This is a genomic window from Dyella japonica A8, from assembly GCF_000725385.1.
GTDB lineage: Bacteria > Pseudomonadota > Gammaproteobacteria > Xanthomonadales > Rhodanobacteraceae > Dyella > Dyella japonica_C.
The window spans coordinates 3,916,257-3,929,525 of the sequence record NZ_CP008884.1 but is presented as its reverse complement, the minus strand read 5'-3'; the positions used below and the strand labels follow the sequence as shown (position 1 = coordinate 3,929,525).

Sequence of the window (13,269 nt, the reverse complement as noted above, 5' to 3'; positions counted from 1 at the left end):
TGAAAGGGATGGCGCTTGGAATCACGTTCATCGTACCCCCGGCGCGAACATCGCCGCCGGCCCCACGCAGGCCTCGCTGGGTTCAGTTCTGCGGCTGGGCCTCGTGGTGTGCCGGCGTCAGCCCCGTGGCCGTCCTGTTCAGCCACGACAGGGCGCGCCGCATCAGGGCGCCGGGCTGGCCCGTGTTCCATACGAGGGTGGCCACGCTGCGCGGCGGCATGGCGTATTCGAAATGGGTGGGGCCCTCCGATACGGACACGCTGCGTGCTTCCTTGTTGCTGTTCACCATCACCAGCACCACCGACCCCTCGGAGGCGTTCTGGAACGCGACGTTGGCGATGCCCTTGTCGGCGTCGGTGTCGGTGGACGTCACGCGCACGGCGCCGGGCAACACGAACGAACTGAAGTGCGCCAGCGCGTAGTACTCGTCGTTGCGGCTTACCGTGCCCGTCTTCGAATCGATGGTGATCACGCCCTTGCAAGCGGCGCAGCCGCCGAAATGCGGGCCGTGGTCTTCGTCCAGTGCCAGGTTCCAGTACACCACGCCGCGCGCCCAATGCCGGATGCCCGTGACCAGCAGGTTGCGCGAGAACCAGATCAGCTCGCCATTGGCGCTCGACGCCCAGTCACCGCCGGAGCACTCGGTGATGTAGGTATCCTTCTGCGGAAACGCGCGATGCACGCGCCCCTGCGCCACCTGGCTGCCCTCGTAGCAATGCCAGGCGACGCCGTCGACGTAGCGCGTGGCATCGGGGTCGGCCAGCACCGCCAGGGGTTGTTCGGGGTGGTTCCAGTTGTGGTCCCACTCCAGGATGCGGGTTTTCGGCTTGTGCGCGGCCAGTTTCGGGCCCAGGTATTGCCCGACCAGGCGCGCCCGCTGGTCCGCGCCCATCTCCATGCCGGGGTAGGTGATGGGCGAGAAGTTCGGCTCGTTCTGCACGGTCAGTGCGTAGATGGGAATGCCATAGCCTTGATAGGCATCGAGGTACTTGATCAGGTAATCCGCGTAGTTGCTTTCGTACTGCGTCAGCAAGCTGCCGCCGATCAGGTTCTCACTGTCCTTCATCCATGCCGGTGCGCTCCACGGCGAGGCGATGGTGAGCAGGGTGGGGTGGATCGCCAGGATCTCCTGCATCATCGGTATCACGTCGGCAAGATTGGGCGTGACATTGAAATGGGCCAGGGGCTCGTCGGTCTGCCCCTGCGCGACATCGTCCAGCGTGTATGGCTTCAGCGAGAAGTCCGACGCGCCGATGGTCAGGCGCATCATGTTCAGGTTGAGGCCCGGCGGCGGGCCATACAGCTCATGCAGGATCGCACCGCGCTGCAGCGCGCTCATCTTGTTCTGCAGCAGCCACGCCGAGGAATCCGTCAGTGCGGCGCCGAACCCGTCCATGGTCTGGAGCTTCTTCTGAACGTCGATGACCACGTCGGCGGGTTGCGGGCTGCTGCCACTCATCCGGATGTCAGGCTGCCGCACCAGCTTCAGGCGGCGATCCTCCGTGCTCAGCCAGATCTGCACGGAAGGCCCCAGCAGGCGTCTAGTCACGGTCGCCCTGGGCCCGGTCCTGGGGTGCTCGAAGCGCGGCGCGTAGAGGACGGCCAGGGTAAGCAGGATAAGCAGGGCGATGAAGGCGGCGGCAAGCCGACGGGACTCCGGCCTGGGCTCATCCATGGTGCGTACACAGCCCTTCACACATACCGCTGCTCACTTGAATCACGAAGCTCTGGGCCTTTCCGCATCACAACAGGGTGGGGCGCGTTTCCTGACAGGGGCGTCTCCGGTGGTCTGGGGCCATTGTCCACAAGTCCGCCCCGGTGGGAAAGCCGACCTGTCTGCGCGTGCAGTCATCCGTCTGGCGGAGATATCCGCGTGGCTTGCGCACGGCGCATCGGGGCCCTCTGCGTCATCCGGGCTACCCGCTCCAGCCGATGGTTTCGACACACGTGCCGTGCTAGCGTGATTTCAGGGCCCGCCAGCCGGCTGAGTGTTTCAGCCGGCTGGCCGGGCTCCGAGCTTATCCGCATGGATCGCCCATGGTCGCGCCAACCGTGGTGGCAATGAGGGGGAAGCATGGGACACGACAAAACACGTTCGGATGTCTCGGTCGGCAACGTGGACTGGGAGGATCCCCGGCTCACCAGTCTGCTCAGCAAGATCGATGGCTGGAACATCGACAACCGCAATCATGTGCGGCCCCAGGAGGTATTGATCCGCGTGACCTGCGGCTGGAGCGCGAGCGATGCCAGCAAGCCGGCGCTGCTGATTTCGGAGGCTGATGGGGTCATGGTGCTGGGCACCTATTTCCCCTTGCCGCATGGCGAAGAAGTGCAGGTGCAGCGCCAGAATGGCGCTGAGGTTCGAACGTGCCGCGGCGTGGTGGTCGAAGAACGCGAAGGCCACCGCGCGGAAGACCGTGAGCAGCATATTTACCTGAACTGGCTGCGCATCCGCTCCAGCTGATGCATCCAGGCCGACCCGGCACACCGCCCGGGATAACGCCGGCCCGCGCCAGCGGGCGATCGCTCCCCGGCCAGGGAGCGCGGAAGATCTGCCATTTCCCAGGCGGGAATGCGTACCAGCGCAAGTTGTAAGTGCCCGGAAAGCGGCAAGCTTTGGCCGGTGGTTCAAGTTTGTGCACGGTTGGCCGATTCGGTAGCTTTACGGTCCGCGCGATTCTTCAGCCAAGGCGTTCGATGGAAAACTCTCGTCATACCGCGCCCGTGGCATCCGGGCGGCGCTTTGCTGGCTCGCAGGGCACGCAGTTGTTCACCAGCGACGAGCTGAGCCAGTGGGCCGCCGAGGCGGGCCCCGGCACCCATGGGCACGCCAGCGAGCGCGAACCGGTGCTGCAGGGCATGAGTACCGGGCTCGAAGGCCATCGCTTCTCCTTGCGCGCCGGCCGGCAAACCATCGGTCGCCGCGACGACAACGACATCGTGGTGAACGAGCCGAGCGTTTCCTCGGCACATGCGTGGATCATCAACCAGCAAGGCCACTACGTGGTGATGAACACGCTGTCCACCAACGGCACGTTCGTCAATGATCAGCGCGTGCATGAAGCGAGCATCAAGCATGGCGACCGCGTTCGCTTCGGTCAGGTGGAGTTCGTATTCCTGACGCGCGAACCGCGCGCACGCAAGCCGGGCGGCATCATGCTGCTGGCGGGCGTGCTTGTCCTGGCCGGGCTGGCCGCACTGCTCGGGTGGTGGCTGTCCTGAACGCCGTGGACAAGCCCGAGCTACCGCGCCATATCGGTCGCTACCGCATCGACGGCATCCTGGGCGAGGGTGCCATGGCCGTGGTCTATGCCGGTTTCGATCCGGGCATCGATCGTCCGGTCGCCATCAAATGCCTTCATCGTGACGCCGTTTCCGATGCGGGTTCTGACCGCCGCCTGCTGCTGGAGGCACGGGCGTCAGGGCAGTTGGTGCACCCGAATATTGTCACCATTTTCGATACCGGGGAGACCGACGACGGACGTCCTTACATCGCGATGGAGCGCCTGCCGGGCGACACGCTGGCCAGCCTGGTGGCGCGCGAAGGCCTGCCGCCGCTGTCGATGGCGATCGAGCTGGCCTCGCAGGTGGCGGCCGCTCTCGATCATGCGCACGGGCAGGGCATCATCCATCAGGACGTGAAGCCCGAAAACATCATGCTCGCCGACGGCTGGCATTACGCCAAGCTCAGCGACTTCGGCATCGCCGAGCGGCGTGCACGCCGCAGCGGACGAACCGGCAGCCAGCAGATCGGCGGCACGCCCGCCTACATGGCCCCCGAACGCCTGCGCGGCGAACCGGCGGACGAGCGCAGCGATCTGTTCTCGCTGGGCGTGGTGCTCCATTGGCTGATCACCGGCAAGCTGCCCTGGCGGGACATGCCGGACGTGAAGCAGTTGATCCACGAACGGCAGCGCCATCCGCATCCCGTGATTGCGCCGCTCGATCCTGCGGCTCCCGCCCTGTTGACGGATGTGGTCAGCACCTTGCTGGCGCCCACGGTGGAGGCGCGCTACCAATCCGGCGCGGAAGTCATCAACGATCTGCGCCTGGCGCGCCGCGAATACGAGCGCACCCACGAAACCCCCATCGCGACCCGCATCATCTCTCTGCGCCTGCGCTGGATCGGCGCACTTGGCGCCATCCTGTGCCTGGTGCTGCTGCTGGGCTTGGCCGGGATCTACGCCAAGCAGAACATCGCGGTGAACGGCCTGGCCACTGACTTCGGCAGTTCGCTGGGCCGCGTCGTGGCCAGCGAATCGGCGGAAAACCTGTTGCTGGGCGATGACGCCGCCACCCGCGCACTGGTGCAGGATGTCGCGCGCAACCAGCAGATTCATTATCTCGCCATTGCCAATCGCCAGGGCCTGGTGGTGGCGAGCACGCGCGCGTCGGACCGTGGGCAACCGCTTGCCGATGCCGGCAACTCCCAGCCGCTGGCTTCGTCTCCTGACGTGAAACGGTATACCGGCCGTTCCGCGGGCCTGGATGACATGATGGTGTTCGACGTGCCTATCCGTTACCAGGACAAGACCGTCGGCGAGCTGCGGCTTGGCGTCAGCAATGCACCGCTGGTCGCGGCCCAGCGGACCACGCTGGGCGTGATCATCGCCGTATTGCTGGTGACGCTGCTGGCGCTGGTGGGCGCGGCGTATTGGCTGTTCCGCCAGCCTCTGGCTTTGATGGCCATGCTCAGCGACGCGCTCATGCGCGTGGCACGGGGCGAATACCGGCACCGCATTCGCCTCGCTCGCCGCGACGAACTCGGGCAACTGTTCGCTTCGTTTAACCTGATGAGCAGCGCGCTGGAATCGCGCCACCCGGTGGATGCCACGCCGCGGCCCGGCCCGCCGGCCCAGCCTGTCGAACAGCCGACGCTGGTGGTATCGCCGCCGGCGGAACGAGCCGGCCGGTGAACCTGCCCGCGCCTCAGATCTGGTTGAGGCGCCGCTGCAGCTCCTGGGCGCGCGCGCGGTAGATCACGGCGCGCTCGTAACCAGGATCGACCGCCAGGATGCGATCCCAGAGCGTAATCGCCTGATCGAGCTTCTGGTCGCGATAGAGCACCACCGCGCGCTCGTGATACGAGGCCAGCAGCTGCGCGCGCACGGCAGGATCGCCCGCTGGCTTCACATGGGGATCCAGTGTCAGCGCCTCGTCGAGGCGCGACAGCGCCTGGTCGTCCTGCCCCTGCTTGTGCAGGGCCGTGCTTTCCGCCTGCAGTCGCCGGGCCTTTGCCGCAGACGACTCATTGGATGGTGCGGCATCCGCGGACGTTGCCGGAGGGATTGCCGCCGTCGCGGTGTCCCGGGTGCCGCCTCGCGCCGATGCACCGCCCGAGGCCGTACCACGTGTCGTCATCAGCGGCAGGCGAATCACCTCGCCCGCGCGAAGCGCGGAAGGATTGGTCGAGCCGTTGTAACGCGCGAGCACCAGAAACTGATTGGAATCCCCCAGCTCGCGCGCGGCGAGGGTGCTGTAACTGTCGCCTGCTTGCACGACGTAGTTGCGCGACGCCGAACCAAGTGCCGCCTTCGGGTCCACGGTCAGCTGGCGCGACAGGTTCTGCGCGGCGCGGTCGTTCGGGTATCGGGCCAGATAGCGGCGCAACTGCTGTTCGCCTTCGGCATAGCGGCCATGCAACAGATACGTGCCTGTGATGGCGCTCAGGCTCATCGGTTGATCGTTGTCCGGCGCGGGAGCCGTCGGCGTGTCGGTGGCCGTTGGCGTCCCGCTGAAGGCGCTGCCCACTTTCGACTTGAGTGCCCCCACCTGACTGCAGCCTGCCGCACCCAACATCACCGCGAGGCATAGTGCCCGCGTCGCGCACACCGCAAGGTGTGGCCTGGAACGAACCGCAACGATCACATTCATACCTCTTCCTGCATGGTGGCCGGCGCTTTGCGCCGCCTGCCTGCAAACACCGCCTGCCACAGGGCAGGCCAAAGCCCGCCAAGCGGCGGGCGCATAAAGATCAGCGAGACATTGTCGCCGCTGGCGCCGCCGCGTTCGACCGCCAGGTGTATGGCGTCGCGCACGGCGTCGTGCTGGTCATGGCGCTGCACGAAACGCCCGAGTTCTTCGTCCTTCAGCTGGGTCCACGCGCCGTCACTGCACAGCACAAACGCGCAACCGTGGCGCAGATCGCCGCTGCCGTGCTCAACCACCGGTTCCTCGGGACCACCCAGGCCGCGCAGCAGCTGTTGCTGGTCGGCATGCGTGACGAGTTCACGCTCGGATATCTCGCCCCGGCGATACTTCAGCTGCGCAAGGCTGTGATCCTCGGTGCGCCCCATCAGGCGTCGACCATGGAAACGGTAGAGCCGGCTGTCGCCAACGTGGGCCCAGGCGATGCGGTGATCTTTGACGAGCAAGGCGACGATGGTGGAGTGGGGCGCCCCGGCGATGAGTTGCTGCTGGCGGTGACGAAGCTCGGCGTGGGCCAGCTGGCAGAGCGATTCCAGAAACAGGGAGGTCGGTTGGTGGCGCCACGTGCCCCGCGTCCACAAACGGCGTGCCATCTCGATCACGCCCTGGGAAGCGAGCTCGCCCGCACCGTCCCCGCCCATGCCGTCGGCCAGCACCAGCAGGTAGGTTCGGGTTGCCGGATCGTGGAAGCAGATCAGGTCGTCCTGCTGCGCGTCGCGGCCACCCCGCGCCCGCCCGGCCACAATGCCGGGAAGCGCATGGAATTCGATCGAGTTGTCCACCCCCGCCCCCTTAGTGACCACCCTGGCATCGTCCCTTTCACGGGATGCGCATCGGTGCATCGTGTCCGCCCACGGTCGCAGCGTACAGCGCAACGTCCGTACTACAAGGCCGTCTAAACAAAGGCGCGTCCCATGTCCCCGCTTTCGTGATTTGGCTCACCGAAAGGCCGTGCCGGCGAGAGCCCTCCGGGCGGCAGGCCGCTCGAGCGACAAGGGTGTGTCCCCGTGCCGGGTGAGTCGACCGGCAGCGTGAAAAGGCGAATGTCCAGGGGTTGCCGCCATGCGGCTCTCAGGCAAGGGCCTTCATGGGCCATGAGGCGCAAGGCCCGTTTCATTCGCCTGCATTTGCCACGGCCAACGCAGACCCAGCAAGCGCTTGCGTGACCAGGTGGATAGGGGATGTTCCACGTATCGAAATACGACCCACGCGCAGAGCACGGCGGCCACGGGACGTATCAGGAAAAGCGCGATCCCGAAGGTCGGGTGACGCAAAGGCACTGCTTCGTCGATGCGCTGCAACAGCTCGAACACGTACACATGGACCAGGTAGAGGGCATACGAAATGCTCCCCATCCACAGGGACCATCGCGGCACCTTGATCGCGTCGGCCCTGGCCAATAGCGCAATGCTGGCAAACACGATGGTTAGCGGCGCTCCCCACCCCAGCGGACCAAAGAAGTTCACCATGCCCAGCGGCTTCCAGAGCGCCAACAGCAACATCAGGAGCACCAGCGTCGTGGCATGGATCACGCGCGCCGATGGCATCCTGATACGGGATCCGTAGAGCCAACCGGCGGCCATGCCGGATACAAAATCCCAGACGATCGGGTTGATGGCGAGATTGGCGTACCTGGACCAGGTCACCAACGGTTGCGCGACCACACTCAGGGTGTAGTTTCCGCGGCCCAGCGGGATCGCCACCAGCGTCAGCGTGAACCATGCCGCCATGGCCACATAGCGCCACCGGCCGAAAAACATGGACACCGCGAACACCAGGTAGAAGTACCACTCAAAACACAGCGTCCAGGCGACGCCCAACGCCATCTGAAAGTAGATGGCGGAGGCACCCGGGTTGTGGGGAATGAAGGCAAGGCCCTCCAGGTACGAAAGCACCAGACGGCGGTCGAGCAAGCCGCCCAAGCCGTGCTCCACCACCAGCGCCACGGGGGTCATGATCGCCAGCAACGGCCAGATCCTGGTGAACCGCTTGATCAGGAAGTTCCCGATGTAGGTTTTGCTGCCGTCGAAGTCCCGGGTGGTCCACACCATCAAGAAGCCGCTGATGATGAAGAACAGATCCACGCCCATGGCCATGGAGGGCAACACGTGGTCAGCGACTATCCGGCCTGCCGCCGTGCCTGCCAGCATGCCGCGGCTGTGAACCATGACCACCATCAGCGCGGCGATACCGCGCAGCGCCTGTATCCAGTCCAGCCGGGATGTTTGCGTGCTCATCCTCGTGAGTCCGCTTTTGCGTGGATTTGGTTGAAGCGAGCGTGATACATCGTTGCGGCGCGCATGTGCCGAGGAGTGATGCCGTGTCCTGATCTAGCGCCATCTAGGTAGTTCTTCGGTAGAGAAAATTCCTGCGCCCACACATGCTCCCCCGGGAAACCGTCATGGTGACGTCGGCCAGTTGCGTAACGGCGCTGCTGCACGGGCGCCCGGTCAACCATGGATAGACGACCCCATCCCCTTGCCCGTATTCAGAAGTGTTGCCAGCCACCGCGTCCATGTCATCGATACCGTGACCATGAAGCCTGTCGCACGCATCCTCACCCTGATGGCCTGCTTGTACCTGGCCTTGCCGGCGGAAGCTCAGGATCATCCCCGGTTCGACATCATCAAAGGCCAGCTGCAGCAGCGCGCCAACGCGGCGTTGGCCTTGATGGGGTATCTGCAGACGCCGGATGTCACATCCGGCGCGCTGTCCATCAAGGATGCCAGTACCGACAATCCGGCGTTCAACAACAGCTCGCTTGGCGGTGGCTTCGTGCTCAGCGACAGCGTGCCGATCTATATGGAAGGCACGATAGGGTACTCGCGCTACGATCCACGCTTCGTGGCGTCCAACGGTCAGGAGCAGCGCGATCTGCCCACCCGCTGGAACAACCTGGTGGTCACCGCCGGCATCGGCTGGAATGTCCAGGTGACGCGCGACTTCGCGATCATCCCCATCGTCAATGGCAGCTACGGCACGGTGAAAAGCGACGTCCAGCTGGGCAGCCTCTACATCGAGCGCAACACCAACCTCGACCTGCAGTTTCTTGCCAACGGCCATCTCGATGCGGCGGGCGCGGGCGGGTCGCTGCTACTGTCCTATGACCATGTCGCCGAGAACTATGAGGCGGAAGTGCAGCTGCGCTACACGGATATCTATACGCACAGCGTCAACAGTTCTTCGCGCATCGTGCAGGGCAGTTCGCGCAACGAGAACCTGAGCCTGTGGTCGCGCTACCGCGCGCCCACCGGCATGCACGCGCTGGATCGCCCGGTGCGCTATGTGCTGGAGTATGCACACACGGAATACTTTGGCAGCGAGGCCACGGTGATTGCCGTGAACCACCTCAATTCGTTGGGCGCAGGGCTGGAGCTGGATACCAGCAAATACCATCCACTGTGGATCTACCGGGCCCGCGCGGTGCTGCGTTATGTGTTCGCGCCAGGCGTGCAGGGCGTGTCGCTGGGGCTGGCGGTGACCTTCGACTGAGGCGAGGGCGTCCTTGGACAGGCGCCTGGCTCCGGCGGATTGTTCAGGTATCTGGCTGTTACCGCACCCGGCCTGCATCGGTTGCCGATTCTGCATAGTTCCCGGCCGAATCCGGGTATCCGCATTCCGCCGGGGTTCCTAATCTGTCATCAAGGGCGGCAAACCAGGACGCCCAGGTATGACTGGGGGAATCCGCTATGTATGCCGCTCGCTCCTTACAGGCCGGTACCGGCGCCACCGTGGCGCCGACGGCCAACGCCCGCGCCAGGAAAATGAACCGGTTGGATCTGCTCGCGCGGGTGATCAACCTGCGCGCCGACTGCGTGACGCTGGCATTGTCCGAGTCCTCGGTCGCCGAGCGCGCGGATTCAGACTGGGATGATCTCTTCGATCAGGCACAGACGCTGGGGCGGAACTGGGCAACCAACGATCCTGCCGGCGCGCGCCTGCTGCTGCCGTCCCTGCTGCCGGGCTTCCGTGGCGCCATGGCGCGTTTCGAAGACGGCTGCGTCGAAGTAGCCTGCCGCGGTGGCCAGCGCGGAAACGATTCGCTGGGGCGGCCGCTGGATGTTTCCGCGTCGAAACCCCTCATGGGCGTGTGCAACGCCTGCGATAGCGAGCTCACCTTCCTGCTGGAAGAAATCGCTGTCGACGAACCCCTCGTGGCCTGTCCCTGCTGCGGGCAGCCCTGGAGTCCCTGATTCCGGGCGTGGATCGGTGGGGATGGACCGCGGCCGGTCCGCCTCGTGCTGAACGTATCGAACGGCGTGGCGTCGACTCTTCCGCTCCGTTTTCCCTTGCGGCTCTTTCGCGACACCCGCATGCCCTCACCCCGCAAGGTGAGGGCATGGACGCGCGTTATTGGCAGCTGGCGAACTTGAACGATTCCAGGCGCGTATTCCAATTGAATGCGCCGGTGGTCCGCAGGTACTCGTTGGTGTACCAGAACGTGCAGTCGTCGACGGGGTCGACCGTCATCGCGCTGTAGTCGCCCCAGCGTGACAGGTTGCTGCCGCTTTGCGAACCCAGGCCTTCGATGATGCTGTTTTCCGTCTGCATGGTGCTCAGCGGATCCGTCGCGAGGCGGCCGGTATAGCGGATGGCCGGATGGATGCTGCTGCTGGAGGCGCTGTAACCCAGGGCCATGTTGCCCTGCTTGTCCATCGCCACCGAACCCAGCCAGCGATACGTGGTATCCGGTGCGAAGGTGGATTGCTGGTAGACCACGGGCGTGCCACCCGGGTTGCGGACCTCGTACCAGCGAACGCCCGTGTACGGGTTCTTGCTGGTCGTGCCCACCTTGACCGAATGCGTGGCCACGAGTGCCTCATGGTCGGCGAAATGGCGATACGCCAGTCGGAACATCAGGCGGTCGCCCAGCGAATCCAGCTTCTGCCGCGTGCCGGCCTGCGGCACGCAGGTGCCACCGCTGCATGCCGCGGCAAACGAGGCCACGTGCAATGCCGTGGGGCCGGTCAGGGTGGTGTTGGCCGTGTTGGTCCAGTCGACGTGGAACTTCCACAGGTTGAGCTGGCCGGCGGTGAAATTGAGCAGGTAGTTGGGCGAACCCACCGGCGGCGCCGTAGCACCGTCGAGGTCGGCGGGCAGCACGCCGCCGTAGCTGGTGGACAGCTGGAAGCACTGTTGCGTGGCGGCCGCGCCGCTCAGCATGGCGTTGCGGTCGTAGGCACACAGCTTGGCGCCGGCGAACGTATTGCCGTTGAACATGTTGAAGGTTTCGTAATACGCGTCCGGCCACACGCCCATCTTGGGGTAGTCGGGGAACACGCTGCCGTAGGGGAACGAGTAGCGATAGTACGCACCCGTGGCATCGCTGGTAGCAGATACCGCCACGCACTCGTAGTACGGCGCCGCTGTCACGGCGAACTGGGAAATCACCCAACGACCGGCGGCCTTGTCGTACACCACCGTGGCATCGCCGTCGTTGTCGGTTTCGCAGGGGCCGCCAAAGCCCGACCACAGCGTGTTCGTCGCCACGGGGCCGTAGACCACGTTCTTGGTGGCTTTGTCGAATACGGCAAAGCCGGTGTTGACGAGTTGGATGTACTGGGTGGCGCCCACGGCGCCATTGGTATCGGGCGGCGCGCTGTTCACGGTGAAGGTGCCCTGCGGGCCGCTGAAACCGTTGCCCACGCCTTCGACGCCGGAGCCTGCCGTGGGCGCGGCCGTGCCGCTGGTGCTGCCCTGCACGGCGCCGTCGGTCGGGTTGCCCGGGCCGTCCAGCCACGGCAACGGGCGGGCGGGGTGGTTGTGGCCGCTCTTGGAGAAATCGTCGGGTCGCGGCATCACGCCGCGCAAGGAGTGAAGTGTGTCGTGCTGTGCCGCGGGCGTGACGTCCGGCCCGGACTGCGTATCCGCATGGGCCGAACCCGCCAGGGCCAGGCCGATCGCAACGCTGAGCACACTGCAGCCAAATCCGGTTGCTCTCACAAACATGGGTCCTCTCCAGTCAATGCGATGACTTACGAAAAGGCCGGATTGCGTATACGACGCGTAGGCCGCGGTAACGACCGCAGCGCAACACGCAGACCGGGATCCCCACACCGAAACACCTCGTCCTGCGGTGCCTCCCCTGTGGCGGGGGTGCGTAGGACCTTGCGCCCCTATCCTTGCCGTGGGCTTTCAGCGGCGATGCAAACGCATGACGGCCGCTCCGTTCCCGGATAGTCGTCATGCGTCCTTCACGGCGAGCTGGTCGTTAACACATGCCCCATCTCAGAATTGGTCGACGTCGATTACCGCCTTGGCAAAGGCCTCCGGTGCCTCCTGCGGCAGGTTGTGGCCGATGCCGCCGGTGATCAGGCGATATTCGTACTTGCCGGTGAACTTCCTCGCGTAGGCGCTGGCGGGCGGATGCGGGGCGCCGTTGTCGTCGCCTTCCATGGTGATGGTGGGCACGTTGATGTCGGGCAGTGTGGCGAGCTGCTTTTCCAGCGCGTCGTACTGCGCCTCGCCTTCAGCCAGGCCCAGGCGCCAGCGGTAGTTGTGGATGGTGATGGCGACCTGGTCGGGGTTGTCCAGCGCAGCGGCGGAGCGCGCGAAGGTGGCGTCGTCGAAACCCCAGTGGGGCGAGGCGAGTTCCCAGATCAGCCGTGCGAAGTCGTGCGTGTACTTGGCGTAGCCGGCCTCGCCACGCTCGGTGGCGAAATAGTACTGGTACCACCACTGCAGCTCGGCCTTGGGCGGCAGCGGGGCGCGGTTCGCCTGCTGGCTGCCAATGAGATAGCCGCTGACCGACACCAGTGCCTTGCAGCGCTCCGGCCACATCGCGGCGAGAATGTCGGCGGTGCGTGCGCCCCAGTCGAAGCCGGCGACGATGGCCTTATCGATCTTCAGCGCATCCAGCAGCGCGATGGCGTCCTGGGCGAGCGCCGCCTGCTGACCATTGCGCTTCGTGTCTGCAGAGAGGAAGCGCGTTTCGCCGTAGCCGCGCAGCCAGGGAATGATCACGCGGTAGCCCGCGGCGGCGAGGATGGACGCCACGTCCACGAAGCTGTAGATGTCATACGGCCAGCCGTGCAGCAGCAGAACGGGCTTGCCGTGCGCAGGGCCGTCTTCCGCGTAGGCCACGTCGAGCACGCCGGCCTTCACATGCTTGATGGCCTTGAACGAGGTATGCCCGCCGGCCGCCGCGCGCTTGCCGGCGGCCGGGAGCGGCGCGGCCTGGGCGCTGGCCAGCGACGACAGGCCGAACGGGGCGATGGCAAGGCCAAGCGCTGTGGCGCCCAGGAAGCTGCGGCGCTTGGGATCGATCAGGTCCGACATGGCAGGTCTCCTCTCCGGATGGGGTGGGCATAGAAGAGCATCGGCATGTGTCGCCTCTGTGTG

The 13,269-nt window shown here is 65.4% G+C and carries 11 protein-coding genes; 5 read left to right on the top strand and 6 right to left on the bottom strand.

What is annotated here, in order from left to right; all coding sequences use genetic code 11:
• Window positions 1-82: 82 nt before the first annotated feature.
• Window positions 83-1,675, bottom strand: coding sequence for a glycoside hydrolase family 30 protein (locus tag HY57_RS16500; RefSeq protein ID WP_100218174.1), 1,593 nt, complete (start codon window positions 1,673-1,675; stop codon window positions 83-85).
• 399 nt (window positions 1,676-2,074) lie between these two features.
• Here HY57_RS16500 and HY57_RS16495 point away from each other — a divergent pair, with 399 nt between their 5' ends.
• The 3 genes from HY57_RS16495 to HY57_RS16485 all read left to right on the top strand — a co-directional run bounded on the left by HY57_RS16495 (window position 2,075) and on the right by HY57_RS16485 (window position 4,916).
• The gene (locus HY57_RS16495; protein WP_019464817.1) at window positions 2,075-2,464 is read left to right on the top strand and encodes a hypothetical protein; all 390 of its coding nucleotides are present in this window, start codon (window positions 2,075-2,077) and stop codon (window positions 2,462-2,464) included.
• 233 nt (window positions 2,465-2,697) lie between these two features.
• Complete coding sequence (locus HY57_RS16490) at window positions 2,698-3,222, top strand: FHA domain-containing protein (protein WP_100218175.1); 525 nt, start codon at window positions 2,698-2,700, stop codon at window positions 3,220-3,222.
• The gene (locus HY57_RS16485) at window positions 3,210-4,916 is read left to right on the top strand and encodes a protein kinase domain-containing protein (protein WP_235186581.1); all 1,707 of its coding nucleotides are present in this window, start codon (window positions 3,210-3,212) and stop codon (window positions 4,914-4,916) included. Before HY57_RS16490 ends, HY57_RS16485 begins: the two co-directional genes overlap by 13 nt.
• Window positions 4,917-4,929: 13 nt before the next feature.
• Here the strand turns inward: HY57_RS16485 and HY57_RS16480 are convergent, their stop codons facing one another.
• The 3 genes from HY57_RS16480 to HY57_RS16470 all read right to left on the bottom strand — a co-directional run bounded on the left by HY57_RS16480 (window position 4,930) and on the right by HY57_RS16470 (window position 8,165).
• On the bottom strand, window positions 4,930-5,874 hold the full coding sequence (locus HY57_RS16480) for a LysM peptidoglycan-binding domain-containing protein (RefSeq protein ID WP_050997889.1): 945 nt from the start codon (window positions 5,872-5,874) through the stop codon (window positions 4,930-4,932).
• The gene (locus HY57_RS16475) at window positions 5,871-6,710 is read right to left on the bottom strand and encodes a PP2C family protein-serine/threonine phosphatase (protein WP_019464821.1); all 840 of its coding nucleotides are present in this window, start codon (window positions 6,708-6,710) and stop codon (window positions 5,871-5,873) included. The genes HY57_RS16480 and HY57_RS16475 overlap by 4 nt, the downstream gene beginning before the upstream one ends.
• 303 nt (window positions 6,711-7,013) lie before the next feature.
• Window positions 7,014-8,165 (bottom strand): acyltransferase family protein, encoded by a 1,152-nt coding sequence (locus HY57_RS16470; protein ID WP_019464822.1) that lies wholly within the window; start codon window positions 8,163-8,165, stop codon window positions 7,014-7,016.
• 298 nt (window positions 8,166-8,463) lie between these two features.
• Between HY57_RS16470 and HY57_RS16465 the strand changes: the two genes are divergently transcribed.
• Together HY57_RS16465 and HY57_RS16460 are read left to right on the top strand one after the other, a co-directional pair.
• On the top strand, window positions 8,464-9,420 hold the full coding sequence (locus HY57_RS16465) for a hypothetical protein (protein ID WP_019464823.1): 957 nt from the start codon (window positions 8,464-8,466) through the stop codon (window positions 9,418-9,420).
• 197 nt (window positions 9,421-9,617) lie between these two features.
• Window positions 9,618-10,121, top strand: coding sequence for a hypothetical protein (locus HY57_RS16460; protein ID WP_019464824.1), 504 nt, complete (start codon window positions 9,618-9,620; stop codon window positions 10,119-10,121).
• Between the two features lie 157 nt (window positions 10,122-10,278).
• Here HY57_RS16460 and HY57_RS16455 read toward each other — a convergent pair whose 3' ends face one another.
• Window positions 10,279-11,877, bottom strand: a complete 1,599-nt coding sequence (locus HY57_RS16455; RefSeq protein WP_026033848.1) for a hypothetical protein — start codon at window positions 11,875-11,877, stop codon at window positions 10,279-10,281.
• Between the two features lie 279 nt (window positions 11,878-12,156).
• Window positions 12,157-13,206, bottom strand: coding sequence for an alpha/beta fold hydrolase (locus HY57_RS16450; protein WP_019464826.1), 1,050 nt, complete (start codon window positions 13,204-13,206; stop codon window positions 12,157-12,159).
• Window positions 13,207-13,269 lie beyond the last annotated feature (63 nt).